Source organism: Rhodococcus sp. HNM0563, assembly GCF_012726195.1.
Classification (GTDB): Bacteria; Actinomycetota; Actinomycetes; order Mycobacteriales; family Mycobacteriaceae; genus Rhodococcus.
In genome coordinates this window covers 1-25,935 of record NZ_JAASAF010000007.1, presented here as the reverse complement: position 1 = coordinate 25,935, position 25,935 = coordinate 1, and the positions used below count along the sequence as shown (strand labels likewise).

Annotated in this window: 24 protein-coding genes and 3 pseudogenes; 13 read left to right on the top strand and 14 right to left on the bottom strand. The window is 64.5% G+C overall.

Features of this window, described 5'->3' with window-relative positions; translation table 11 throughout:
- Positions 1-9 precede the first annotated feature (9 nt).
- A complete protein-coding gene (fabG, locus tag HCA61_RS17065; protein WP_169689395.1) occupies positions 10-750 on the bottom strand; it encodes a 3-oxoacyl-ACP reductase FabG in 741 nt (246 codons plus the stop codon).
- A gap of 167 nt (positions 751-917) precedes the next feature.
- On the opposite strand from fabG, the gene HCA61_RS17060 reads away from it, so the two are divergent.
- Positions 918-2,096, top strand: coding sequence for an acyl-CoA dehydrogenase family protein (locus HCA61_RS17060; protein ID WP_169689394.1), 1,179 nt, complete (start codon positions 918-920; stop codon positions 2,094-2,096).
- 70 nt (positions 2,097-2,166) lie between these two features.
- Here the strand turns inward: HCA61_RS17060 and HCA61_RS17055 are convergent.
- The 5 genes and pseudogenes from HCA61_RS17055 to HCA61_RS17035 form a co-directional block, all read right to left on the bottom strand.
- Positions 2,167-2,394, bottom strand: a pseudogene (locus tag HCA61_RS17055) (long-chain fatty acid--CoA ligase); the annotation flags it as partial.
- 102 nt (positions 2,395-2,496) lie between these two features.
- On the bottom strand, positions 2,497-3,828 hold the full coding sequence (locus HCA61_RS17050; protein ID WP_169689392.1) for a helix-turn-helix domain-containing protein: 1,332 nt from the start codon (positions 3,826-3,828) through the stop codon (positions 2,497-2,499).
- Between the two features lie 2 nt (positions 3,829-3,830).
- Complete coding sequence (locus tag HCA61_RS17045) at positions 3,831-5,258, bottom strand: NAD(P)/FAD-dependent oxidoreductase (protein WP_169689391.1); 1,428 nt, start codon at positions 5,256-5,258, stop codon at positions 3,831-3,833.
- Positions 5,255-7,108: a DUF3556 domain-containing protein gene (locus HCA61_RS17040; RefSeq protein WP_169689390.1), complete on the bottom strand. Its 1,854-nt coding sequence runs from the start codon at positions 7,106-7,108 to the stop codon at positions 5,255-5,257. The genes HCA61_RS17045 and HCA61_RS17040 overlap by 4 nt, the downstream gene beginning before the upstream one ends.
- Before the next feature lie 95 nt (positions 7,109-7,203).
- A complete protein-coding gene (locus HCA61_RS17035; protein ID WP_169689389.1) occupies positions 7,204-8,679 on the bottom strand; it encodes an AMP-binding protein in 1,476 nt (491 codons plus the stop codon).
- 412 nt (positions 8,680-9,091) lie between these two features.
- Between HCA61_RS17035 and HCA61_RS17030 the strand changes: the two are divergent.
- Positions 9,092-9,270: pseudogene (locus HCA61_RS17030) on the top strand (transposase); the annotation flags it as partial.
- Positions 9,271-9,766: 496 nt separating this feature from the next.
- Here the strand turns inward: HCA61_RS17030 and HCA61_RS17020 are convergent.
- The 6 genes and pseudogenes from HCA61_RS17020 to HCA61_RS16995 all read right to left on the bottom strand — a co-directional run bounded on the left by HCA61_RS17020 (position 9,767) and on the right by HCA61_RS16995 (position 15,802).
- Complete coding sequence (locus HCA61_RS17020; RefSeq protein ID WP_346777580.1) at positions 9,767-10,195, bottom strand: transposase; 429 nt, start codon at positions 10,193-10,195, stop codon at positions 9,767-9,769.
- A gap of 92 nt (positions 10,196-10,287) precedes the next feature.
- Positions 10,288-10,470 (bottom strand): annotated as a pseudogene (locus tag HCA61_RS26850) (hypothetical protein); the annotation flags it as partial.
- Positions 10,471-10,676: 206 nt separating this feature from the next.
- A complete protein-coding gene (locus tag HCA61_RS17010) occupies positions 10,677-12,329 on the bottom strand; it encodes an AMP-binding protein (RefSeq protein ID WP_240959739.1) in 1,653 nt (550 codons plus the stop codon).
- A 14-nt stretch (positions 12,330-12,343) separates the two neighbouring features.
- Positions 12,344-13,108, bottom strand: a complete 765-nt coding sequence (locus tag HCA61_RS17005) for an SDR family NAD(P)-dependent oxidoreductase (protein ID WP_169689387.1) — start codon at positions 13,106-13,108, stop codon at positions 12,344-12,346.
- 33 nt (positions 13,109-13,141) lie between these two features.
- Positions 13,142-14,275 carry an acetyl-CoA C-acyltransferase gene (locus HCA61_RS17000; RefSeq protein ID WP_169689386.1) on the bottom strand — a complete coding sequence of 378 codons (1,134 nt, stop codon included), beginning with the start codon at positions 14,273-14,275 and terminating at the stop codon, positions 13,142-13,144.
- A gap of 180 nt (positions 14,276-14,455) precedes the next feature.
- Positions 14,456-15,802, bottom strand: a complete 1,347-nt coding sequence (locus HCA61_RS16995) for an MFS transporter (RefSeq protein ID WP_169689385.1) — start codon at positions 15,800-15,802, stop codon at positions 14,456-14,458.
- Between the two features lie 307 nt (positions 15,803-16,109).
- Here HCA61_RS16995 and HCA61_RS16990 point away from each other — a divergent pair, with 307 nt between their 5' ends.
- The 3 genes from HCA61_RS16990 to HCA61_RS16980 are packed head-to-tail and all read left to right on the top strand — an operon-like array spanning position 16,110 to position 19,741.
- Entirely contained in the window at positions 16,110-17,354 is a 1,245-nt protein-coding gene (locus tag HCA61_RS16990) for a CoA transferase (RefSeq protein ID WP_169689384.1), read from the top strand.
- A complete protein-coding gene (locus tag HCA61_RS16985) occupies positions 17,351-18,544 on the top strand; it encodes an acyl-CoA dehydrogenase family protein (RefSeq protein WP_169689383.1) in 1,194 nt (397 codons plus the stop codon). Before HCA61_RS16990 ends, HCA61_RS16985 begins: the two co-directional genes overlap by 4 nt.
- Before the next feature lie 39 nt (positions 18,545-18,583).
- Positions 18,584-19,741, top strand: coding sequence for an acyl-CoA dehydrogenase family protein (locus HCA61_RS16980; protein WP_169689382.1), 1,158 nt, complete (start codon positions 18,584-18,586; stop codon positions 19,739-19,741).
- A gap of 86 nt (positions 19,742-19,827) precedes the next feature.
- Here HCA61_RS16980 and HCA61_RS16975 read toward each other — a convergent pair whose 3' ends face one another.
- A complete protein-coding gene (locus HCA61_RS16975; protein WP_169689381.1) occupies positions 19,828-20,445 on the bottom strand; it encodes a LysE family translocator in 618 nt (205 codons plus the stop codon).
- Positions 20,446-20,567: 122 nt separating this feature from the next.
- On the opposite strand from HCA61_RS16975, the gene HCA61_RS16970 reads away from it, so the two are divergent.
- The 8 genes from HCA61_RS16970 to HCA61_RS16935 all read left to right on the top strand — a co-directional run bounded on the left by HCA61_RS16970 (position 20,568) and on the right by HCA61_RS16935 (position 25,110).
- Positions 20,568-21,020 (top strand): Lrp/AsnC family transcriptional regulator, encoded by a 453-nt coding sequence (locus tag HCA61_RS16970; protein ID WP_169689380.1) that lies wholly within the window; start codon positions 20,568-20,570, stop codon positions 21,018-21,020.
- Between the two features lie 69 nt (positions 21,021-21,089).
- Positions 21,090-21,710: an AIM24 family protein gene (locus tag HCA61_RS16965; protein WP_169689379.1), complete on the top strand. Its 621-nt coding sequence runs from the start codon at positions 21,090-21,092 to the stop codon at positions 21,708-21,710.
- A gap of 10 nt (positions 21,711-21,720) precedes the next feature.
- Positions 21,721-22,425, top strand: a complete 705-nt coding sequence (locus HCA61_RS16960; RefSeq protein WP_169689378.1) for an AIM24 family protein — start codon at positions 21,721-21,723, stop codon at positions 22,423-22,425.
- Positions 22,422-23,174 carry an AIM24 family protein gene (locus HCA61_RS16955; RefSeq protein ID WP_169689377.1) on the top strand — a complete coding sequence of 251 codons (753 nt, stop codon included), beginning with the start codon at positions 22,422-22,424 and terminating at the stop codon, positions 23,172-23,174. The genes HCA61_RS16960 and HCA61_RS16955 overlap by 4 nt, the downstream gene beginning before the upstream one ends.
- A gap of 139 nt (positions 23,175-23,313) precedes the next feature.
- Positions 23,314-23,511: a (2Fe-2S)-binding protein gene (locus HCA61_RS16950; RefSeq protein ID WP_054718585.1), complete on the top strand. Its 198-nt coding sequence runs from the start codon at positions 23,314-23,316 to the stop codon at positions 23,509-23,511.
- Positions 23,512-23,559: 48 nt separating this feature from the next.
- A complete protein-coding gene (gene bfr, locus HCA61_RS16945; protein WP_169689376.1) occupies positions 23,560-24,036 on the top strand; it encodes a bacterioferritin in 477 nt (158 codons plus the stop codon).
- A gap of 141 nt (positions 24,037-24,177) precedes the next feature.
- Positions 24,178-24,564 carry a VOC family protein gene (locus tag HCA61_RS16940; RefSeq protein ID WP_169689375.1) on the top strand — a complete coding sequence of 129 codons (387 nt, stop codon included), beginning with the start codon at positions 24,178-24,180 and terminating at the stop codon, positions 24,562-24,564.
- A gap of 42 nt (positions 24,565-24,606) precedes the next feature.
- Positions 24,607-25,110 (top strand): DUF1992 domain-containing protein, encoded by a 504-nt coding sequence (locus HCA61_RS16935; protein ID WP_169689374.1) that lies wholly within the window; start codon positions 24,607-24,609, stop codon positions 25,108-25,110.
- A gap of 147 nt (positions 25,111-25,257) precedes the next feature.
- On the opposite strand, the gene HCA61_RS16930 is transcribed toward HCA61_RS16935, so the two are convergent.
- Complete coding sequence (locus HCA61_RS16930; protein WP_169689373.1) at positions 25,258-25,914, bottom strand: CoA transferase subunit B; 657 nt, start codon at positions 25,912-25,914, stop codon at positions 25,258-25,260.
- Positions 25,915-25,935 lie beyond the last annotated feature (21 nt).

Below are 25,935 nucleotides of genomic sequence, written 5' to 3'. Positions count from 1 at the left end.
ACGGAACCGTCACATGAAACGGCCGCCGGTGACCTCGAGGACGGTGCCGGTCATGTAGGACGACATGTCGGAAGCGAGGAACAGTGCAACAGAAGCAATTTCATCGACCTCGCCCGGACGGCCCATCGGGATCTCGGCCATCTTGCCGTCCCATGCCTTCTGCGGCATGGCCTCGGTCATCGCCGAGCGGATCAGGCCGGGCTGGATCGCGTTGACACGGACGCCGTGGTGCGCCATCTCCTTCGCTGCCGCCTTGGTGAGACCCACGATGCCCGCCTTCGCCGCGGAGTAGTTGGTCTGGCCGACCATGCCGACCTTGCCGGACAGCGACGAGATATTGACGATCGCGCCGCGCTTGGCGTCACGCATGATCGCGGCAGCCTTACGGGTGCCGTGCCACGTGCCCTTGAGGTGCACCGAAATGACGAGGTCGAAATCCTCCTCGGTCATCGTGCGCATCGTCGCGTCGCGGGTGATGCCTGCGTTGTTGACCACGACATCGAGAGAACCGAATCCGTCGACCGCCTCCGCCAGGAGGGTGTCCCAATCCGCAGATTCGACGACGTTCGCCTTCACCGCACGGGCCACGTCACGACCGCCGAGCTTCTCCGCTGCTGCGGTAGCGGCGTCGAGATCGAGGTCGCCGATGACGACACGGGCACCGGCATCGACGAAGTTCTGGGCGATCGCGAAGCCGATACCCTGGGCACCACCTGTGATCACGGCGGTACGGTTCTCCAACAGCGACATCTGAAATCCTTTCGAGGGGACCTGAGTTGTCCCCGAAACGGGTCGATGTCTTCGAATATATCCACGCAACGACCCGAATCACCCCCCGGAATCCATCGAGACTGCCTATATGGGAATGGCGCCATTCGTATTGGACACGGCCCGAGGCGGCCTCGAAAGTGGTAGTCATGACACTTGCGACTCCGACCCCCGAGGTCGACGAAGACGACTTCCGCGAGATCCTCGCCCAGACCCGCGCATTCGTACGCAACGTCGTGGTCCCCCGCGAGCAGGAGATCGCCGACACCAACGCAATTCCAGACGACATTCGACAGGCCGCCAAGGACATGGGCCTGTTCGGGTACGCCATCCCGCAGGCGTGGGGCGGTCTCGGCCTCAACCTCCAGCAGGACGCCGAACTCGCCATGGAACTCGGCTACACCACCCTGTCGCTTCGCTCGATGTTCGGCACCAACAACGGCATCGCCGGTCAGGTTCTCGTCAATTTCGGTACCGACGAGCAGAAGCAGCAGTGGCTCGAGGGCATCGCCTCCGGCGACGTCGTCGCGTCGTTCGCGCTCACCGAGCCCGGCGCCGGCTCCAACCCGTCGGGCCTGCGCACCAAGGCCGTCCGTGACGGCGACGACTGGGTGATCACCGGCGAGAAACGCTTCATCACCAACGCGCCGCTCGCGAACCTGTTCGTCGTGTTCGCCCGCACCCGCCCGGCCGACAGCGACGGCACCGGTATCGCGGTGTTCCTCGTCCCCGCCGACACCGAAGGCGTGCAGGTCTCCGGCAAGGACGCCAAGATGGGCCAGGAAGGCGCCTGGACGGCAGACGTGCACTTCAACGAGGTACGTGTGCCGAATTCGGCTCTCGTCGGCGGCAGCGAGGACGTCGGCTACAAGGCCGCGATGGTTTCCCTCGCGCGCGGTCGCGTCCACATCGCTGCGCTGTCGGTCGGACAGGCACAGCGCGCGCTCGACGAGTCCGTCGAGTACGCGGCCACCGCGACTCAGGGTGGCAACCCGATCGGTAATTTCCAGCTTGTGCAGGCGATGATCGCCGATCAGCAGACCGGCGTGATGGCCGGTCGCGCCCTCGTGCGCGACGCAGCACGGGCATGGGTCGAGGAGACCGACCGCCGCATCGCTCCGTCGGTGGCGAAGCTGTACTGCACCGAGATGGTCGGCAAGGTCGCCGATCTCGCCGTGCAGATCCACGGCGGCACCGGCTACATGCGCGAGGTGCCGGTCGAGCGCATCTACCGAGACGTGCGTCTGCTACGCCTGTACGAGGGCACCAGCGAGATCCAACGCCTGATCATCGGCGGCGGGCTCGTGAAGCAGGCCCAGCGCTCGTAGGCGTTTCACACCCGTGCGCGGTTCCGGTAGTGGGGGCTACCAGAACCGCGCACGGGCAGCGGAGCTGCACTTACAGCTGAGCGCGCAGATCGGTCTTGAGGATCTTGCCCGCCGCCGAGGTCGGCAGTGCATCCAGGATGACGACCTGCCGGATCTTCTTGTACGGCAACACCCGTTCGGCGACGTAGGCCATGAGGTCTTCCTCCTCGACACTGACACCTGCGGCCGGCACGACGAACGCCACAGGCTCCTGCCCGGCCGCGCCGACCTCCCGCCCGACCACGGCCGAGCCGGTCACGATGGCTACCTTGTTCTTCAGAAGTTCGGACATGACAGATCTCTTTTGATCTGTCTCGTGGGGGAAGTGTCTGGGCGGAGGCCCTCGCGTGTGGAGCAGGTGTCAGCTCTGGATATAGGAGTCGCGCAGGACTTGCGTCCCCAGAAACTCGCACACCAGCAGTGCGAGAGCGAGATCGAGTTTGCTGTGACGGGACAGCCCAGTAGACGGGTCGCCGAGCATCTTGTTGATGCGGTACTTGATGGTGTTGCGGTGGAGGTTCAGGCGCTGCGCCGTGCGCAGGTGACTCTCGCCCGTCTCGAAATAGGTGCTCAGTGTCGTACGGAGAACGGCGGCCTGATCGGTATCGTCCGCCAGGGGACCCAAGAGGCCCCACACCCAGGCACGCGTGGAGTCGAGGTTGTCGGCGAGCAGTGCAACGACGGCTACCCCAGGATCACCGAAACTTGATACCCGCTTCTCCCGCGAGGAAAGCCGGCTGATCACCGAGTACGCGGTCCGGGCCTGCTCGTGGGACCGGCGAAACCCGGTGACTCCCTGCTCTCCGAGCCCAAGAACGACGCGAATGTCCTGCGGAACAACAGAGTCAAGCTCGGCGGTGTCGATCGACGGGTGTCGACGACCGAAAGGCACCCACGCCCATAAAGTGCTTCGGTCGATCGCCGTGACGACGGGCGCCCCATCGGCATGCAGCGCACGAGCGATGCTGTGCACAGCCCGGTCCAGGTGATTCAGGTCGGCCGTGTGGTCCGAGTCCGTGATCCACGCAATGACCGCAACGTGAGTCTGACCCAGGATGTAACCCAGCTCGCTCTCGAATGCATCCACTCCGGTATCGGTTCCATTGAGCAATCCGTGGATCGTCGAGGAGTGGACATTGCCCTTCGCCCCGAACCACTGCTGCCGCTCCTGCTCGTAGGCATCAAAGACATACAGGGTAATCCAGTCGATGTAGCTGTAGACCACCTCGGAGATGTGCTTGAGAACCGCGATAGCCTTGTCCACCGGCAGCGTCAGTTCTTCGACTTTGCGGTAGAAAGCGTGCATGAGGTTGTCCTGCCCCATGTGGTACGCACGAACAAGCGAGTGCGGGGACACGTCACGCTGCGCGAGCCGCAGTGCGTACTCTACCGCGGCAGTCGTGGGTTGAAGATGCTCCACCGAGATGTTGTTGCTCAGAATGTGCAGGATCGTAGAAACATTGCCGTGCACACTTGATTCGAGGAGTGCGACGAGCTGCGGATCCGTGTCGAGTTGCTCTATTTCCTCGGCGAGCAGACTCGTCATGGAGCGAACGAGGTCATCGCGCTGCTCAGTGAGATCAAGTGCGATACCGGCGACAACATCGAGCACATCGAGTTTCGCGGAAGCCGGTACGCGAGCAAGATGGCCGGTCCGTCCCCGATTGTGGCCTCGTGGCTCGGCGTTGTCCATGATCAGAGGTGTCCCTTCTTTCGCAGGTGGCGCAGGGCGGACTCGGCTGCGTTGTGACCGCACATTCCGTGCGCACCCGCTCCAGGGGGAGTCGATGCCGAGCACAGGTACACACCGGGAACCCCGATGCTGTACGGGTTCAGAGCCATTCGCGGACGGAAGACCACCTGGAGCCCCGCATTGGATCCCCCAATGATGTCGCCACCGACCTGATTGGGATTGTCCTGCGCCAGGCAGGACGGTCCCGTTACCGTCTTCGCCACGATCGTGTCACGGAAGCCCGGTGCGAACCTCTCGATCTGGCCGACGATCGCCTCGGTCGCATCTCCGGTGTAACCCGCGGGGACGTGCGCGTAGGCGTACACCGGGTTGATTCCACCCTCGGACCTGCTCGGGTCGGCCACGTACTGCTGCCCCACGAGCACGAACGGATGCTCGGGAAGTCGTCCTAGCGTGACGTCCCGCTCGGCACGGGCGATCTCGTCGAAGTCGCCACCCAGATGCACCGTCCCGGCCCGACCGCACTCTGGGTCCGTCCACGGGATGGGACCGTCGATCGCGAAGTCCACCTTGAATGCACCGGGAGCACGACGAAACTTACTGTACGCCTTAGCAATTCGCGACGGAACGGCATCACCCACGATGCGCAGCGCCGCATCCGGCGCGACGTCGAGTAGCACCGTGTCGGCGTCGGGCACATCCGCCAGGCTGCGGACGTGCACTCCCGTGTGGATCTTCCCACCGTGATCCGCCAGTTGCGCAGCGAGCGCCCGCGCGATCGCAACCGATCCACCCTCGGCCACGGGCCACCCGTAGCGGTGGCCGGCCGCCGCGATCATCAATCCGACGGCAGAGGTGGCCGGTCGATCCAGTCGGGTGTAGGCGTGGGCGGCGACGCCTCCGAACAGGGCGCGCCCGCGGCGCGTGCGGAACCACTTGGCACCGAACGTTGCCGGCAGGAGTGCACGCGGCCCGAACATCGCTAGCCGCACGGGATGTCTCGGGATGTTGAGGACAGGACGCATCAGGTCCGATGCGAGGTCGTCGAACCCGGCGGCGAGGTCGGACAGCAAACGTTGCCATCTCGGTCCGTCCGCGTCCAGGCCGGCGGCGGTCGTCTCGAGCGACCGGTACAGCAGGGCCGCGGGTTCGTCGTCCAGGGGGTGAGCACAGTCGATCTCCGGATACCTCCACCGCAACCCGTATCGCCCGAGATCGATGGTGGCCAGGTACGGCGATCCGGCCCCCATCGGGTGGAACGCCGAGCAGTGGTCGTGGATCAGGCCAGGCACGGTGAGTTCGCCGGATCGGGTTCCGCCCCCGATCTCGTCGGCCGCCTCGAACACGTCGACGTCGACGCCCTTGCGTGCGAGGTGGACCGCGGCAGCGAGCCCGTTGGGCCCGCTGCCGACGACGACCGCGGTGCTCACTGCCGAGTCCCAGGGTTGTCGAGCGATCCGGTGCCGACGGCGCCGCGTGTGACGGCGGCTTGCGAGCCGGAGTCGACGACCGGGCCCCGGTCGGACGCCGCGAGGGACCATTCGACGTCGAAGGGAATGGGGCCGTTGGGCAACCACGGCTGCTCGGCGACGGCATCGGACACCTTGTAGGTTCCGGACTCGATCACCCCGAGCGCCGCATCGATCACCAGATACTGCTGGACACCCTTGTGAATGGGCTGCGACTCGATCCACGCGACCACGAACTCTCCCGGAGCGAAGTTGCAGCGCTTCTGGATGGCATCGATGAGGTGCTTGTTGTGCAGGTGCCCGTCGCCGAAGTTGAAGGCGATGATCGAGTTGCACGAGAACTCGGCCTCACGCAGGATGTATCGGTCGATGTCGTCCCCCAGGTGCCGCGACATGAGGGAAAACAGCGCACGCCCCTGGCTGTGCAGCGACCGCCAGCCGAGCAACTGGTGCATGACCACGTCCGCCACCTCCGGTGGGTAGCTCTCGAGCAACTGCGTGCGCGTGTTCTTGGCACCCCTGACGATGTGCGTGTCCAGCTTGTCCTCTGCGCCGGGAGCGAAAGCCCACACCGCCGATGCCCAGTTTCCAGCGTACTGCCGCATCGAGGGCAGGAACGAGACCAGATCCGGGCGCAGGTTTCCGAGGATCGGAAAGAAGCACAGCGCGCCGGCGATCGCGAACATCAGCCACAACGACGACGAGTCTGCCAGGCCGAAACCGTCCCAGTTCGGGAAACCCCAGAACAGGAAGACCGTCGCGTAGGCGAAGAGCAGGTTCCACTCGAGGGGCACCGCGAGCGGGAACGTCGAGGCGATGAAGAGGTGGAACGCCACCATCAGCAGGACTGCCAGCAGGGTGACGGTGCGGTTGGTGGAGAACAGCAGCACGAGCGGAGTCGCGATCTCGACGAGAGTGCCCAGTACGTGTCCGACACCACCGGCCAGCTTCGAGGGCCGCAGGTCCTCGGGGAAGCTGCGGTAATGCGAGCGCTTCACGCTCTTCGCGCCCAGCCACGGGGTGTTGCTGATCATCGGCGGGATGACCAGCGAGAAGTGATGTCCGAACTTCGAGACACCCGCTCCGACCCACACCACGACGATGAGGAGTTTGAGAGCCAGAATCATGTCGACGAACGGCAGGAAGGTGAAGAACACCACCGCCGGCAGATACTGCTCACTCCGGCCGGCCAGGAAGATCACCTTGTCCCGAAGACCGATCACGACGTAGAGCGCGATGATCGAGTACAGCACTTCGGGACGCACCAGACCCGCATTGTCACCGAGAACCGAGTCGATCGACGCGGAGTTCACGCCCGGCAGCGTCACGGCGACGACCAGGTTGACGATAATCGCCACGTACACGGCAACATCGAAGACGGTTCTGGTGTCACCTGCGGTTCCCGGCACCTTCCCCGGCCAGGGTGGGAGCCGGATGGTCTTGGGCTTGAGCCAGTTGTGGAATCCACCGGTCATCGGTGTGAAGTGGCCGGCGAGCGGGCCCCAGGATCCGCCGAGGCCGAGGATTTCCAGCAGCATCGTCCAGAGCACGAGCTTCTGGTAGACGACCGGCTGGTTCCACCAGGACGCGACGTCGAACCACGACAGTCCGGAGGTCAGGGTCGCAATCGCGGTGCCTGCCCCGACATACAGGACGAGCAACTTGAGAACGTAGATGGTGTGCACCATCTTCGGCGTCCCGAATCCGTAGTCGACCCAGTGCGTGGACATGGCACGGATACGGTCGAAGAAGGGCCGGTCACCGAACGTGGCGGGGTCGACTTCGGGGAAGTTCCCGGTCTTGAATCCCATGGGGATCACTCCTGACGATGGTATGAGGGCAGGGGACATCGACTCGGTAACCGTCCGGTCTCGAGTCACGCCGTGGGTTGAGTGGGTCGCGCCGTTCAGATCTGGTCGACGCCGACCGTCGATCTCTTGCGCAGGGCTGGCTTGTCGATCTTCCCGACGGGGTTTCGCGGTAGTGCCTCGACCACGTGCACCGACTCGGGTACCTTCACCCTCGTGAGGCGTTCGGCAACGTGCGCGAGCAGTTCGGGTCCGGTGATCTCGCGATCGGGATAGGCGACGACGTAGGCGACGGGGACCTCGCCGTACGTCTCGTGGGGCGCGCCGATCACGGCGGCCTCGAGCACCGCGTCGTGACTGGCGAGGGCGTTCTCGATCTCCTTGGGGTAGAGGTTCTCCCCGCCGCGGATGATCATGTCCTTGATCCGGTCCACCAGGGTGAGGTAGCCGTCCTCGTCGAGGCGGCCGACGTCGCCGGTGTGCAACCACCCGTCGACCACCGTGCGCCCGGTCTCCTCGGTCCTGCCGAGGTAGCCACGCATCACGTTGGGGCCCTTGATGATCACCTCCCCGGTCGCGCCCACCGGAAGGTGTTCACCGGAGACGCCGGCGATCGCGATCTGCTGGCCAGGCAGGGCGGGGCCGACCGTGCCGAGTTTCCGCACCCCGGTCACCGGATTGCAGGCCGACGCGCAGGTGCCTTCCGTCAGTCCATAGCCCTCGACGATCGCGAGCCCGAACCGGTTCTCGACGCGGTCCAGGAGCTCCTTGGAGATCGGTGCGGCGCCGCAGACCGCGAAGCGCAGCGACGACGTGTCCGCCTCGGGGAGGAGCGGCTGCGAGGCCAGCAGGGCATAAATCGTTGGTACCGCGGAGAAGTAGGTCGGTCGCAATCGGGTGACATCGTCGAAGAATCGGCCGGGCGAGAAACGGCCCGTGATGCTGAGCTGCGCTCCGGCGAGCATCGGCGCCAGGAAGCTCAAGCAGATGGCGTTGACGTGGAACAGCGGAAGGATCAGCAGGCAGTGATCGGTCTCGGTCAGCTGCAGGTGATCACGGAACGTCTCCGCCATGAACTGGAGGTTCGCATGCGTGAGCTGAACGCCTTTCGGCCTGCCGGTCGATCCCGAGGTATAGATCAGCAGGGCGGTGTCGGCGCTCGCCGGCGCTCCTCGCCGGGGCCAGGTGGCCGGCGGCACCGTGGCCATCGACTCCACCGGAATGGTCGGCCGTCCACATCGATGCGACTCCGATCCCTCGGTCACGAGAATCACCGCGCCGGAGTCGTCGATCTGGTGCTGGGCTTCGATCTCTGTGAACGCCGGGTTGATCGGGGTTGCGACAGCGCCGACACGCCACGCCCCCATGATCGCGACGAGCAGCTCCACCCGGTTGGGCAGCATCACCGCGACGACGTCGCCGCCGCTCACTCCGACACTAGTCAGCTGTGCCGCGAATCCATCCACACGATCAGCGAATTGACCGTAGGTCAGATTCATCTGGTCGTCGCGCACCAACGGCTCTTCTGAACGCGATGCCGCGAGCGCCCAGGCAAAGTAGCCAATATCCAACACGAGGCAGATCACCCTTTCCAACGTCTTGTGATCCACAACACTAGATAGGCCCAAGTGTGAAAGATACGGCCCGGCTGGCTCAATTTATCCCCCTCATTTGGCCTTCGAGCACAATGCCCGAACGCTGCTTGGGGCGAATTGCGAGCAGTCCGCCGACACGGTACGAAGGGGGTGGAAGACACTGCAGTCAAAGCTGGTGCTCGTCGGCGCGATCAGGAGGTGCAGGCGGAGACTATCGCTGCCCGCACCGAAGTCGAACATAAGGCTGCCGTTGCGGCGGAACGTCCGCCCGTCGATCGCCCCAGCATTTCGCCGAATCCCTGGCTTTGCCCGAGGGCGAGCGAGATGGGTGCGGGCGTCGTATTCGCGTGGCTGTCATGCGCGGCCATCGCCGTGAACGACAGCTGCACTGTACACGTTTGTCGTCGCCGATGCCCTCGTGCTGAAAGTTCGAGCGAACGGGGCGCGTGGTGAACGTCCATGCCCTCGTCGCGGTCGGGCATCAACGCCGAAGGCTACCGTGAGATCCTGGGCATCGATGTCGCCTCCGCCGAGGACGGGGCCGGCAGGCTCACATTCCTTCGCGGACTAGATGATTGATTCCGTGGACGGGATCAGTGGTCATAGGCGATCAATGATCGCTTGGCGGGAGTGCCGGTATTCCAATTGTGCCAGATCGCGCCCGCCGTTGCGTAGCCCGTTCCATACAGGGGAGGTGACGCTTACGGTGAGCCCGCCGTCCATCACGAGGTCGAGGCCAGTGACATACTTTACACGGTCGCTGGCCAGGAACAGTGCGAGGTTGGCTACGTCCAGGGTCGCCCATACGCCCCATGGGCACCTGACCGTCGCGCTTGCGTCACATGTCCTCGATGTTGTGGCTGGAGTAGGCGTCCGCAACGCCAGCGACGTTCGAGACCATCGGAGTCTTGATCAGGCCGGGCAGAACCGTGTTGACACGGACGCCGCGGGAGGCGAATTCGACAGCGGTGGTGCGACTTAGGTGGTTGAGGGTGGCTTAGAGGGCATCTGAAAACTCCAGACCGAGGTCACGCATTGCGGGCGAGTCGGCGTGACATGGTCGCGATCATGGCGATGTAGACGGTGGCTTCGTGGTGGTCGGGTCGGGTCTCGTAGTCGCGGAGGCAGCGGCGGTGTTTGCTGATCCAGGCGAAGGTTCGCTCGACCACCCACCGCCGGGGCAAACCGTGAACCCTGTGACGTCGTCGGTGCGTTTGACGACCTGAACCGTCAGGGACAGAAAGTGTTTCGCCCAGTCGATCAGCCCACCGGCGTAGCCGCCGTCGGCCCAGACCAGGCTGATCGTCGAGAAGCGGGCCTGTAGCGCGGCCAGCAACCGGAAGGCGGCGTCCCGGTCCTGGATCCCGGCCATGGTCACCACGACCGCGAGCAGCAGCCTGTTGGTATCGACGGCGATATGGCGCTGCGGCCGTTCGTCTTCTTCCCCGCGTCGTATCCGTGACTCGACCGGGGGCACGGTGTCGGCGCCGGGCACCGATTGGGAGTCGACGATCGCCGCGGACGGCAGCGGAAGTCGGCCGGCAGTTGCCGCCAGGCGATCCCGCCTCGCACGAGATAGAAGATGGCGTCGAGTACCAGACGGCGACAGTGCTTTTCGGGACGACCGCCACGCCCTCCGGTGTTGCCGGGAGGTGGAAGCAGAGATTCGAGAATCGCCCCTGGGCATCGGTCACCGAGGAGGGCGAGTACACAGCGCGATGAGCGATGATGGCAAGTGAACTCCTGGTCGGTCGTGACGTAGACACTCACTGACCTACCAGGAATTCACCCATTCCTCACCCGTCACACGCCGATCACTCCGAGTATTCAGCCGCTCTCTTACTGGAGTAGTAGGCGGCGTATGCGACCCCGCCCCATCGGATGCCGGCCACTGACAAAATACTGACGATGCGGCCGCCGCCAGTGTGGATCATGTGTGGAATGACCTTGCGCATAGTGTTGAAGCGGAGCTGCACTTACAGCTGAGCGCGCAGATCGGTCTTGAGGATCTTGCCCGCCGCCGAGGTCGGCAGTGCATCCAGGATGACGATGTCCCGGATCTTCTTGTACGGCAGTACACGTTCGGCCACGTACGCCATGAGTTCGTCCTCATCGACCTCGGCACCCGCGACAGGCACGACGAATGCCACGGGCTCCTGCCCTGTCGCGCCCACATCGCGGCCGACCACCGCAGCGGTCGACACGGACGGATGCGTCACGAGGATCTCCTCGAGCTCACGCGGATACACGTTGTAGCCCTTGTAGATCAGCATGTCCTTCGCGCGGTCCGCGATGAACAGATAACCGTCGTCGTCGCGGTAGGCGATGTCACCGGTCGCGAGCCAGCCGTCCACGTACTGCTCCGCCGTGATCTCGGGGTGACCGAGATACCCGTCGGTGACCTGTGGGCCACGAACCCACAGTTCGCCACGTTCGTTCGGACCGGCCGTCGCCGTCATGTCACCTTGCGGCCGGATCTCGATCTCGGTGTCGAAGACAGGAAGGCCGACGCTTCCGATCCGATATCGGAGACCCCGGGCCAGTGGCATGGCGGTGACCACGCATGTGCCCTCGGTCAGCCCGTAACCCTCGGCAACGGTCGCGTTGGGGAACGCGTCGGCAAGTGCCTCGAGAGTGACATGGTCGATCGGAGCCGCGCCCGACGACACCACCCGCACCGTCGACAGGTCGCGGGTCGCGACATCCGGGTGCGTGGCAAGCGCGTGCCACATCGCGGGGCTGCCCGTGATGTAGCTAGCGCGATGGATCTCGATCAGTTCGAGCATGCGGGCCGGGTCGAAGCGGCCCGCGAGCACCTGTGTGAGACCGCAGGCCAGCAGGAACGACGTATTGATCAGCGCATGTGCGTGGAACAGAGGCGACACGACGATCGTCGACCCCTCGCCCGGAACGACGCCCGCGATGTCGAGGCCGTCGATCTTCTCGAGCGACACCAGACCATCCTTCACCACGGTCTGGTACCCGGCACGCCACCCGCACATCTGCGTCACGTTGCCGACGACGTTGCGGTGCAGAACCCGTACGCCCTTCGAAATGCCGGTGGTGCCACCGGTGTACGCGATGTGTGCGACATCGTCACCGCCGACCTGCGCAGGTGCGAACTCGGTGGCGTGACCGGCCAGCAACTCGTCGAACCGGACCGCCTCGACAGCACCGGTCTCGACAGGCTCGTCGGACACGACCGCGACGAGACGGATCGTGGTGCCTGCCGCAGCACCGAGCAGCGTGGGGAGCTGCTGCGGTTGGGACACGGCTGCGACGGCTCCGGTCTCCTCGATCTGACGCCGAAGACCCGGCTCGGGCTGAAGCGGATTCACAAGGGTCACGGCCGCACCGACACGCAACGCGCCGTAATACGCGATGTGGAACTCTGCGCAGTTGCCGAGATGCATGAGCACCACGTCGTGTTCGGCGACACCGGCGGCGCTCAACGCACCTGCGAACTGCGCCGACTTCTCGTCGAGCTCGCGGTACGACAGAACCCGATCACCATCGACGACCGCAGCGCGGTCGCCGTACATGGCGGCGAGACTCGGCGCCCACACTGCCATCGAAACCTGCGGGTAGGACAACGACGTGTCTGCCCAACCGAATTGAACGGAAGTCATCTTCGATCCCGGGATCAGCGCGGGGCCATACGGATGGCACCGTCCAGGCGGATGGTCTCACCGTTGAGGTAGCCGTTCTCGAGGATCGATGCGGCGAGACGACCGAACTCCTCCGGACGGCCCATACGCGACGGGTTCGGCACAGTGGCCTCGAGCGATGCACGGACGTCGTCGCGCAGACGCGCGAGCAGCGGCGTGTCCATGATGCCCGGGGCGATCGTGTTGACTCGGATGTTCTTGCTCGCAAGATCGCGGGCAGCGACGATCGTCATGCCGACGATGCCCGCCTTGGACGCCGAGTAGTTGATCTGGCCGATCTGGCCTTCGTACGCTGCTGCAGACGCCGTCATCACGACCACTCCGCGCTCACCGTCGATCGGCTCGAGCTGCGCCATGCGCTCGGCGCCCAGGCGCAGCGCGTTGAACGATCCGATCAGGTTGAGGCGGATGACGAACTCGAAGTCCTCGAGTGAGCCGGCCTTGCCTTCCTTGTCGAGGATCCGCATCTTGCGACCGGCACCGGCGCAGTGCACGACGCCGCGCAGTCCGCCGCGCTCGTGCGCGACATCGAGTGCGGCAGCGAACTGCTCCGCATCGGTGACGTCCGCACCCGCGAACGTCGCACCGTCACCGAGATCCTTGGCGACATCGGCGCCGTTCGACGACGGCAGATCGATGAGGGTGACGTTGCCGCCTGCGGCGAGCACGCGCTGGGCGGTGGCAAGTCCGAGCCCGGAGGCACCACCGGTGATTGCGACGGAAAGACCCTTGAGTTCCATTATTTTCGATCCTTGATGTGAGTTATGTGGATATCAGAGCAGTTCGAGGATGGTGGCGTTGGCCATACCGCCGGCCTCACACATCGACTGCAGTCCGTAGCGAATTCCGTTGTCACGCATGTGGTGTACGAGTCGGGTCATGAGGATCGCCCCGGAGCCGCCGAGCGGGTGCCCGACACCGATCGCGCCGCCGAGCGGGTTGAGCCGGTCGAGCTTCGCGCCGGTCTCGGCGAGCCAGGCGAGCGGCACGGGCGCGAAGGCCTCGTTGATCTCGAACGCGCCGATGTCGTCGATCGACAGACCCGAGCGCTTCAGCGCCTTCTCCGTGGCGGGAATCGGGCCGGTGAGCATGACGACCGGGTCGTCGGCCGCGACGACAGCAGTGTGGATGCGTGCGAGGGGAGCCCATCCCTGCGCGGCCGCGTACTCACTGGTGGTGACGAGCAGTGCGCCGGCGCCGTCGGAGATCTGCGACGAGTTACCCGCGTGGATGACGCCGTCGTCCTTGAACACGGTCTTGAGCTTGGCGAGCGACTCGAGGCTGCCGCCCCGGCGGATGCCCTCGTCAGTGGTGAGGCCGGCGAGCGGCGCGAGCTGCCGGTCGAATGCGCCTGCGTCGGTGGCCGTTGCCGAGAGTTCGTGCGAACGCAGAGCGAACTCGTCGAGCTGGGTGCGGGAGAAACCCCACTTTTCGGCGATCATCTCGGCACCGATGCCCTGGCTGAATCCGGAGACGCCGAACCGCTCGAGCACCTCGGCCGGGTAGTTCTCGTTGGGGGTCTTCACGGCGCTGCCCATCGGAACCTGCGACATGGACTCGACACCACCGGCGATCACCACGTCGGCCTGCCCGGAGATCACCGATCCTGCCGCGAACGACACGGACTGCTGGCTCGAACCGCATGCACGGTTGATCGTGGTGGCAGGCACCGTCTCGGGCCATCCGGCGGCAAAGACCGCGCTCCGCGACACGATTCCGGCCTGCGCTCCGACCTGGCTCACACAACCCCACTGGACGTCGTCGACGGTGGCGGGGTCGAGACCGGTGCGCTCGGCGAGTGCGGTGAGCACGTGTGCGGACAGGTTGACGGGGTGAACTTCGGACAGTGCACCGTTACGGCGCCCGATGGGGGTACGGACGGCATCGACGATCACGGCATCGCGCATGGGGATCGGGTCCTTTGTGAAAGCGAACAATCGGGTCTTGTGGGCAACCGGTGGAGCGAGCACCGGAGAAAAGCAGCCGGCCGGGTGGTGGCCCTCACTTCGAGGAGACCACGCACCCGGCCGGTGAGGATAAGTCTTTCGGCGGAAGCTTCCGTTAGGCGGAAGCTATGCCGACTTCGTTCAGGCCACGCCGCGGATGATCTTGCGGTCGCGTTCGGGGTTGGCGAACACCAGCACGAGCACCGCGGCGATCGCACCGAGGACACCGATGATCTGGAACGATGTCGCGTAGCCCTCCGCCGCGGTTGCAGCGTTGTCGACGATGAGGCCGGTGCCGTAGGGAGCGACGAGGCCACCGATCGCCATGAGCGCGAGGAACACACCCATCGTGCCTGCGGTCTGCTGCGGCGGGCACAGCTCGGAGATCGCGGCGTTGATCAGCGGGAAGGCGATGGCACCGAAGCCGTAGCCGATCGAGACGAGCGCGACCGCCAACGCCGGAGTACCGATCGACGGGAGGAACACCAGGACTGCACCGCAGACGAGGACACCGACGGCGGGAACGATGATGCGGACCACGCGGGAGGTGTGGCCGCGGCTGCGTAGGCGGTCGGTGACGGTGCCCGACGAGATCATCAGGAACAGTCCGACGATCGAGGGCAGCGCGAACATCGAGCCTGCCTGCAGAGCGCTGTAGCCGAGACCCAGTTCGAAGTACGACGGCAGCCAGGTGAGGACCACGGTGGTGAGCGCATACACGACGATGATCATGAAGGCGCAGCTCGCGAAGGTGCGGGTGAAGAAGATCTTGCGCCACGGCACGGACGGCTCCGTCGGAGCGGACGCCACCGCGGTATCGGCACCCTTGACTGCTTTGGACGTGAACGGACCCTCCTTGAAGCCGGGGATCCAGCACACCATCCACACCAGGCCGAGAACCGACAGCGCAACGATGGCCATCCGCCACCCGTATTGAACGGTGATGAAGGTCAGGACCGGAGCGAGCGCGATCTTGGCGACCGAGGCGGAGCCGGCGAGGAATGCGCCGGGCAGACCGCGTTTGGCCGGTGGGTGCCACGAATACGCGGCGGTGTGCATGAGGGCCGAGCTCGGGCCTTCACCCAGGCCGAGCAGCATGCGGCACACGACGAGGACCACGAAGCCCCCGGTGACGACGAGCGGCAGCATCACGACCGACCAGGTCAGGCCGAGCGCGAGCAGTGCCCACTTGAGGGTCATCTTCTTCTCGAGCGGCCCGGCCAGGAAGCCGCCGACGGTGAAGGTCACGAAGAACAGCGAGCCGACGAGGCCGATCTGCGACGAGGTCAGCCCGAACTCTCGAGCGAGCGGTTGAGCGATGATGCCGAGCACGGCCTTGTCGGCGTAGTTCACCACGTACAGGAAGATGACAAGACTGGTCATCCCCCACGCGCGGCCGGGAGTCACCTTGAACGGTGATCTGGATTCGGATGGCTGGGGGCCATCGTGGGTACTGGACGTACCGTTCACGATTTCACCTGTAGTCACGTGGGAGTCCCTTCAGACTCGGAGGATAACGACGCAGGCCGCACTCTGACTCGCACTCGGCGTGGACCGTCACGCCTGGCGTTGAATTCATTGAACGTGACCGAGCTCACCGAACACAAAGAGCCTTACGCGAACCAATCGATCACCAGAACCTATGACCCATCACAAGTGGTCGGGATATTGGTCTGCGCTAACCGAGCAATAGCCGATCCGGTGCTGGTCCGCCCCCGAAAGCTGTTGCATGCTGGCTGGGAACCGATTCGGGTCGCGTGTGCCCGGAACACGCGACGGACGAGGACAGGACGCCATGAATTCCACCGCTTCCACAGACGAGTTGCCCTCGTCCACCGCCCCCCTCGCGGGAGTCCGTGTGGTCGAAGTGTCGAGCTTCGTGGCCGCGCCCCTGTGCGGAATGACGCTCGCCGCTCTCGGTGCCGACGTGATCCGTGTCGACCCGATCGGCGGAGCCGCCGACTACAAGCGCTGGCCCCTCACTGCGGACGGCGAGTCGATCTACTGGGCGAACTTGAACAAGGGCAAACGCTCGTTCGCCGCCGACTTCCGAAATCCACAGGCGCACAAGCTGATCAGAGACCTCATCATCGACGCCGGTATCCTCGTCACCAATGCGGCCGGACGCGATTGGCTCGATTACGACGAACTCGCCGCCATCCGCCCCGACCTGATCCACGTACAGGTCCTCGGGCGCGCCGACGGCACCGGCGCCGTCGACTACACCGTCAACGCCGCAGCCGGATTCCCCCAGGTCACCGGACCCGAGAACCTCGACGGCCCGGTCAACCACGTACTGCCCGCATGGGACGTCTCGTGCGGCCTCTACGCCGCACTGTCCGTCGCCTCCGCCGTGTACCGCCGTGAGATCACCGGCGCCGGAACCAAGATCGTTCTCCCTCTCGAAGACGTCGCGTTCGCCACCGTCGGCAACCTCGGCTACATCGCCGAGGCCCAGCTCGGCCTGACCGGCCGCGGCCGGGTCGGCAACGCCGTCTACGGCACCTACGGGTGCGACTTCGCCACCAGCGATGGCGCCCGGTTCATGACCGTCGCACTGACCCCGCGACATTTCCGCGACCTCACCGAACTGACCGGCACGACCGCCGCCGTCACCGCCGTCGAAGCTGCACTGGGCACCGACTTTCGCGACGAAGGCGAACGCTACAAGCACCGCGCGGTCCTCAACGGCCTGTTCGCACCGTGGTTCGCCGCGCGGACGGCAGGAGAGGTCGAAGCCGCACTCGACGGCACCTCGATCCTGCACGAGCGCTACCGCACCTTCGCCGAGCTCGCCGCCGACCCGCTGATCACGAACAATCCGATGTTCCAGCAACTCGACCAGCCGCGCATCGGCACCTACTCCGCGGCCAGCACCCCCATGTCGTTCGACGGCGTGCACCCGGCCGTCCGTCCCGCCCCCGCCAACGGTGACGACACCGCCGGGATCCTCTCCGAACATCTCGGCCTCACCGACGACGAGATCGACGCACTCGCCGCCGCCGGCTCTGTCCGCACCCAGCAGAAGGACCACGCATGACCCGCCTCGCCCAGACCATCGGCCTGACCGAGTTCCAAACCGAGATCCTCGACAACGTACGACGATTCGTCGACCGGGAGATCATCCCGAACGCACAGGAACTCGAACACTCCGACACCTACCCGCAGGCCATCGTCGATCAGATGCGCGAGATGGGCCTGTTCGGTCTGATGATCCCCGAGGAGTACGGCGGACTCGGCGAATCGCTGCTCACCTACGCCCTGTGCGTCGAGGAACTCGCGCGGGGTTGGATGAGTGTCTCCGGCGTCATCAACACGCACTTCATCGTCGCGTACATGATCCGCCAGCATGGAACCGAAGCACAGAAGCAGCATTTCCTGCCGCGCATGGCCACCGGCGAGGTGCGCGGCGCGTTCTCGATGTCCGAGCCCGAACTCGGCTCCGACGTCGCCGCGATCCGCACCAAGGCCAAGCGCGACGCCGACGGCGACTACGTCATCAACGGCCAGAAGATGTGGCTGACCAACGGCGGCAGCTCCACTCTCGTCGCCGCGCTCGTCAAGACCGAAGAGGGCTCCGACAAAGCCCACAAGAATCTCACGGCGTTCCTCGTCGAGAAGCCCGCCGGGTTCGGCGAGGTGGCGCCGGGTCTGACGATCCCCGGCAAGATCGACAAAATGGGCTACAAGGGCATCGACACCACCGAGCTCGTCTTCGACAACTACAAGGCCTCCGCCGATACGATCCTCGGTGGCGAGCCGGGTCGCGGCTTCTTCCAGATGATGGACGGCGTCGAGGTCGGTCGTGTGAACGTGTCCGCTCGCGCGTGTGGTGTCGCGATCCGCGCATTCGAGCTCGCAGCGCGCTATGCGCAGCAGCGCACCACGTTCGGCAAGCCGATCGCACAACACCAGGCGATCGGGTTCTCTCTCGCCGAGATGGCGACCAAGGTCGAGGCCGCGCACCTGATGATGGTCAACGCTGCGCGCCTGAAGGATTCGGGTGAGCGCAACGACGTCGCGGCAGGTATGGCGAAGTACCTGACGAGTGAGTACTGCTCCGAGGTGACGCAGGCGAGTTTCCGCATCCATGGTGGCTACGGCTATTCGAAGGAGTACGAGATCGAGCGGCTCATGCGTGAGGCTCCGTTCCTGCTCATCGGTGAGGGCACCAGCGAGATCCAGAAGACGATCATCAGCAAGGGCATCCTCCGCGAGTACGCGCTGTAATCCAGCTGCTCTGTCATACATAACCCGGAAGGAAAATCCGTGCAGCGTACGGTGTTCAACGAGGATCACGAAGCATTCCGCGATACGGTTCGCACCTTCATCGCGAAGGAAGTCACGCCGGTCTACGAACAGTGGGAAGAAGAGGGACATCCCCCGCGTGACTTCTACCGCCGCATGGGTGAACTCGGTTTCCTCGGCATCCAGGTACCCGAAGAGTACGGCGGAGGCGGCGAGAAGTCGCTGAAGTTCAATGTGATCCTCGCGGAAGAGGCGTCGGCTGCGGGTGCGTCGTTCGGTTCGTCGTCGGTGCACTCGAACCTGATCCTGCCGTACATCATGCAGAATGCGACCGACGAGCAGAAGCAACGCTGGCTTCCCGGATTCGCTTCGGGCGAGCTGATGTTCGCGATCGCGATGACCGAGCCGGGCACCGGCTCCGACCTCGCGAACATTGCAACCAGCGCAAAGCTTTCGGAAGACGGCAGCCATTACGTCCTCAACGGATCGAAGACGTTCATCACCGGCGGCGCACTTGCCGACCGCGTGCTCGTCGTCGCCCGTACGACCCCGTACAACCCGGAAGACCGTCGCGGCGGCCTCTCGATCCTGGTGGTGGATGCCTCGAGCGAGGGCTACTCCGTCGGCCGCAAGCTGAAGAAGATCGGCCTCAAGACGTCCGACACCGCAGAGCTGTCGTTCGACGATGTCAAGGTTCCGGTCACGGATCTGCTCGGTGAAGAAGGTAAGGCCTTCTCGTACCTCACCCAGAACCTCGCGCAGGAGCGTCTGACAATTGCGTTCGGCGCGGCAGCCACCGCGTCGGCCGCGATCGCCCACGCCATCGCATACACCAAGGACCGCAAGGTTTTCGGTAAGCCGGTGGCGTCGTTCCAGAATTCGAAGTTCGTGCTCGCAGAGTGCTCTGCGGAGCTTCAGGCGTTGCAGATCATGGTCGACAACGCGATCGAGCTCAACGATCGTGACGAACTCACCGTCCCGGATGCCGCTCGCGCGAAGCTCTTCGCAACAGAGACGGCCGGCCGGATCATCGACAAGTGCCTGCAGCTGCACGGCGGATACGGCTACATCACCGAGTACCCGATCGCGCGCCTGTACGCCGACACCCGCGTCACCCGCATCTACGGTGGCACGAGCGAGGTCATGAAGACGATCATCGCGAAAGATCTCGGCCTCTGACCTGATCCGGCCGCGAACCGGAACCACACAGAAATCGCGGATCATGCTCCCTCACAGGAAACATGGTCCGCGATTTCTCGTCGGTGCTAGAGGAATGCCTGATCGATCACCAGCACCGCTCCGAGCACGATCATCACAACGCCCGACACTCGGCTCACGACACTCGCCAGCGACGGACGGGCGCGCAGCACCCTTCTCGCGCCGGCACCGACACCCAGATACACCACAGCACACGTGATCACGTGCACCACACCGAGCATCGCGATCTGCGCGGCGAGCGGCCACGGGCCCGCCGGATCGGTGAACTGCGGCAGCAGCGCCAGGAGCAACAGAAACACCTTCGGGTTGAGGCCGCTGACCCCCACACCCTTGACGGTCTGCCGCGCCCACGAGTCGGCGCCACCCGGTCCGCCTTCCTGCGGAGCCGACGGACTCGTGAACATCCCCACGCCGAGCCAGATCAGGTATGCGGCACCGATGGTCGACAGCACCGCGAGCAGGACCGGCGACTGTGCGAGCACAGCCGCGACACCGGCCGCGACGATCGCGGTCATCGCAAGGTGCCCGAGCAGCATTCCGCTGACGGCAGGCACGACACTCCGATAGCGCAGTCCCGCAGTGATCGCATAAGCCCAGTCCGCCCCCGGCGTCAGTACGAACAGTATCGACACCATCCAAAACGCAGCAACGACACCGGCAGCCATGGTCACCTCATTTCCGTGAATTGAACGGGACGATCAGCCCCAAGGAAAGATTAGGAATCCTTGCCTGGAATGTGTTTGCGAGTATTACCTCGACGAGGGTCATTTGAGGGAAGATCTTCGTCATGGACGCAATCGACAGGGAAATTCTTGCCGAGCTACAGAAAGACGGCCGCCTCACCATCACCGAGCTCGCCGACCGCGTGCGTCTGAGCATCTCGCCCTGCCACCGGCGCCTGCGCGCACTGGAGCGCGACGGAGCGATCAGCGGCTACCACGCCCAGCTCGACGCGAATGCCCTCGGCCTCACCTTCGAATCCCTGGTGTTCGTCACGATGCACACCGCGGAACGCATCACCCTCGACGCATTCGAGACGGCCGTGGCGACGATTCCCAACGTGATTCAGGCGCAACGCTTGTTCGGCGACCCGGACTATCTCCTGCGCGTCCTCACCCGCGACCTGTCGGCCTACCAGACGCTCTACGACGAACAGCTCTCCGCGCTGCCCGGCGTCCAACGCCTCAGTTCGACGCTCGTCATGAAACGTGTCGTGGAGAATCGGCCGCTGCCGCTGTGAACTGCTCCGTCGCCGAGTGGTAGGGGACCCGCAACGACAGCGTCACCACCAGCCGCTACTCTTCGCGCCATGCGACTGCTCGAGAAATCGAAACGGGTGATCGAAGCCCAGCTGAACAACTCCACAATCCGCGCATTGTCGGGGTCGATGGTGGCGTACGAAGGGCAGATCACGTTCAAATCTGCGGGGTTCGGCGGAGGTGACGGGGTACTCGCCGGCCTGCGCCAGCGCGCCGCCGGCGAAGGCCTGTCCCTCATGGAATGCACGGGTACCGGCGTCGTGTACCTCGCCCACGAGGCACAGGACACGACGGTACTCGAGTTGAACAACGAGACGTTGCAGGTCGAGTCCGAACAGTTGCTCGCCTTGAACGGAAACCTCAACACCAACGTCACATTTGCCGGTGTGCGCGGCGGGATGAGCGGGCAGGGCCTGTTCACGACGACGGTGTCGGGATCCGGACAGGTGGCCTTGCTCTCTGCCGGCGGCCCGCTGATCCACCTCGAAGTGTCTCCGCAGTACCCGCTCGTCGTCGACCCTGATGCGTTCGTCTGCGCGAAGGGGATGCTGACGCAATCGTTCGTGACAGATGTGTCGTGGCGGTCGGCAATCGGCCAAGGCAGCGGCGAGGCATTCTCGCTCCGCTGGGAGGGCTCCGGCATCGTGTCCATTCAGCCGGCGGAACGGTAAGGGGCAGGACATGGCATTCACGAAGATCAACAGCAAGGTCGTGCGGGTCGACCTCATGCAATCGGGGCCCATCGTCGCGCGCCGCGGCGCAATGCTCTTCTACACGGGCGAGGTGCAGTTCGCTCCACACGGCAGCCCGGGTGGGGCGGGTGGCGCTCCCGGCCTCGGAGGGATGGCAGGAATGGCCGGCCGGATGCTGCAGGGCGAGCACGAGGCCACGATGCTCGCCCAGGGCAAGGGCAGCGTGCACTACGGCTTCAAGGGGCTCGAAACACACGTCGTCGACATGTCGGCCGGCGGTGAGCTCCGCGTGGAAGCGTCGCGGATGCTCGCCCACACGGTCGGTCTGCAGAGTTCGGTGGTGTCGGCGAATGCGACGCCGTCCGGCGGTGGTGGTGGCGGCGGACTGTTCGGCGCCCTGCGTGGCGCCGCGACCGGCATGGTGACGGGACAGGGCATGTTCACCACCCAGCTGTCCGGCTACGGCGCAGCCGTACTGCTCGCGCACGGTGGGGTACTCGAACTGCAGGTGGGCGGGCCGTCCCCGGTGGTCGTCGACCCGCAGGCCTTCGTCGCCTCGTACGGTCCGGTGCGGACCGAGCTGAAGTCGTCGATGACCTGGCGCAATGCGGGCCGCACCGGCGGCGAGTCGATGCAACTCGAATGCACCGGTCAAGGAATCGTCTACGTGCAGGCATCGGAGGAGAAGCTGTGAGTGCCGTCCTGAATCCGTCACACCTGGTGGGCAGCGACAACGTCCCCGGCAACAACTATGCGTTCAGCATCGATCTGCAGTCGCCGTGGTTCCTGTCGAAGGGCGCGATGATCGCCTACTACGGTCAGGTGCAGTTCAATGCGCTCACTCAGTTGCACGGCCAGATGCTGCACATGGTGGCTCGGTCGTTCTCGGCGCCGATGTATCTCGGCGACTACGTCGTGGCAGAAGGTTTCGGAAAGCTGATCCTCGGGGATCGGGGATACGACATCAATTCGTTCGACCTCGACGATGGGAACCTCACCGTTCGGCAGGCCAACCTACTTGCGTGGGAGCCCGGTCTGGCACTGAAGCAGTCCATCGTGCCCGGGTTTCTCACCTTGATCGGGACCGGCAAGTTCCTGGCGTCGTCGAACGGGCCGGTGATGTTCGCCGAGCCACCGTTGCGCGTCGATCCGGAGGCGTTGGTCGGATGGGCGGACTGCCCGTCGCCCAGCCACCACTTCGACGAAGCGTGGATCACCGGGTTCATGTCTGCGGGTGCACGCTTGTTCGGGGTGCAGTCCGGCGAAGAGCGCCAGTTCGATTTCACCGGTGCGGGCACGGTGCTGATCCAGTCGAGCGAGAAGGTCATCCACGATTCGTCGCTCGTGCGCACCATCGAGGGACAGATCCCGGGCTTGTCGTCAGGCGGGTTGCAGCGAATCAACCAGGTGGTGTCACAACAGCTACAGCAGCAACAGGGGTAACACTCCCTGGGTCGATCCTGGGTCTATCACGGATCAGCTATTCCGATTTTGTGACTACGATCACACGCTAGGGTAGCCTAACCAGATGTAAGGTTTGGACAACCTAAGAAAGTGTCTTCGGCAACAGGAATGGTGGCTCATGATCGTCTGCAGTTGCCACGCACTCACGCATCATCACATCGAGGCGGAGGTCGCAGCCGGTGCGCGCTGCACCCGCGAGGTGAGTGCAGCCTGTCGAGCAGGCACCGATTGCGGCAACTGCGTCCGCAACATCTCGGCGATCATCCGGCACGCCCGCGCTCAGAGTGAGATCATCGAACTCGAGACCGCCGTGTAGCCAGCCCCTACCCGGCGGTGAAACCCGATGGTTCACCCGGGAGGTGCCATGAAGGGCGACAAGAAGGTAATCGAACTACTCAACGAGCAGCTCACTGCCGAGCTCACAGCGATCAACCAGTATTTTCTTCATTCGAAGATGCAGGAAGATCGCGGATGGACGAAACTCGCCTCGCACACGCGCGCCGAGTCGTTCGACGAGATGCGGCACGCCGAAAAGCTCACCGACCGGATTCTGTACCTCGACGGACTCCCCAACTATCAGCGGCTCGGGTCGCTGCGACTGGGCCAGACCGTGAAAGAGATGCTCGAATCGGATCTGGTCGTCGAGGTCGAGGCACGTGATCGGCTCCGCAAGGGATCCGAGTACATGCGTTCGGTCAGCGACATCACGTCGGCGAACATCTTCGAGGCGATCCTCGCCGACGAAGAAGAACACATCGACTACCTGGAAACCCAGCTCGACCTGCTGGAGCAGCTCGGTGAGCCGCTCTATCTGGCCAAGCACGTGACGCCGGAGGAATGACGGCGTAGCAGCAAGAACATGTGAGGGCGGCCCCATCGGGGTCGTCCTCACATGCGTCTGCGATGAGTTCCGGCCGATCCGACGGTCGGTATCCGGTGGATGGCACGGCACACCGCCGGGCCCCGTCCGGAAGGAGACCTCATGGCCGCACCCTCCCTCGGCAGCATGCTTCTGTCGAGCACGGATCCCGAGCGCCTACGCGACTGGTACACCAGCGCATTCTCGGTGAAGTCCGAGCGCACCCCCGGCGAACCCGCATACGACGTCCTCGATTTCGACGGCTTCTACGTCATGCTCGACCGTCGCGCCGATATCGGTGCGCTCAATCCCGAACCCGGACGTCTGATCATCAACCTCGAAGTGACCGGTGCGCGAGACATCGTTGCCCGCCTCGACGAACTCGGCACCAAGTGGCACTCGCCCCTGGAAGATCGCGACGGCAGCCTTTTCGCGACCGCGATCGACCCGGACGGCAACTACGTGCAACTCGTCGAGCTCAGCGACGAGGCAAAAGCTGCAATGACATGAGGTCGATCGCGTCGGACTGTCGGCGATGGCATCCTGGAGGACGTGACCGAGCGCAAGCGTCCGGACGTGAGTTTCGAGACGTGGGTCGAGCGACAGATCCGCGTCGCGCAGGAACGTGGCGACTTCGACAACCTTCCCGGCGCCGGAAAACCGATCCCGAACCACGGGAACGACGAAATGTGGTGGCTCAAGACCTATCTCGAGCGCGAGGGTTTGTCGGGGGAGGCGTTGCTGCCGCCGGAACTACAGTTGCGCAAGGAGATCGAACGACTACCCGAGTCGGTGCGGACGATTCCGACGGAGAGGGACGTGCGGCGGGTCGTCGCCGATCTGAACCGCCGTGTCGCCGCGTGCCTGCTCTCTCCGGAACGCCTCCCCGTTCCACTGCACAAGGTCGATGTCGACGACGTGCTCGAAACTTGGCGCACAGCGAGAGAGCGACGGCGCACGGAAGCGAAGAATTCCTTGGCCGAACAAGTGAGCGCTGCGCAGCCACCGGCGAGCACCGAACGCCGGCGACGGTTCCGATGGTTTCGGGCGCGATAAACCCGTAGGCATCCATCTCGCGTTCGATAGCGGCCCAATCCCCGGATGCCACACGATCAGGCCACGGGCACCCTACGGTGCCCGTGGCCCTGTTCGTTCGATCCGTCATGGGTCATGCCGAATGTGAGGTCGGTGCAAGTGTCCGACTCAAGCCAGGGAGGCTCCGGTGGCCGCTCGGACCTGCTCCTCGGACACGCCGGGCGCGGTCTCGACCAGCTTCAACCCATCGTCGGTGACATCGATGACGGCAAGATTCGTGACGATCCGCTGCACCACACCCTCACCCGTCAACGGAAGCGAACACTTCTCCACGATCTTCGGGTTGCCCTGCTTGTCGGTGTGCTCCATCAACACGATCACCTTACGGGCACCGTGCACCAGATCCATCGCACCACCCATACCCTTGACCATCTTGCCCGGCACCATCCAATTCGCCAGATCACCGGTGGCCGAGACCTCCATGCCACCGAGCACAGCCGTATCGATGTGGCCGCCACGGATCATGCCGAAGCTCAACGACGAATCGAAGAACGCCGCACCCGGATTGACCGTCACCGTCTCCTTACCGGCATTGATCAGATCAGGATCGATCTCCTCGTCCGTCGGATACCGGCCCGTGCCCAAGATCCCGTTCTCACTGTGCAACGTCACTCGCACACCCTCGGGCAGATAGTTCGGGATCAACGTCGGCAAACCGATACCGAGGTTGACGTACTCACCCGGAGACAGTTCCTGCGCGGCACGCGCAGCCATCTCGGTACGCGACCACCCGACGGTCTCGGCGGTGTCCACACTGGTGCTCATGCTCACGCTCCCTTTCCGGCG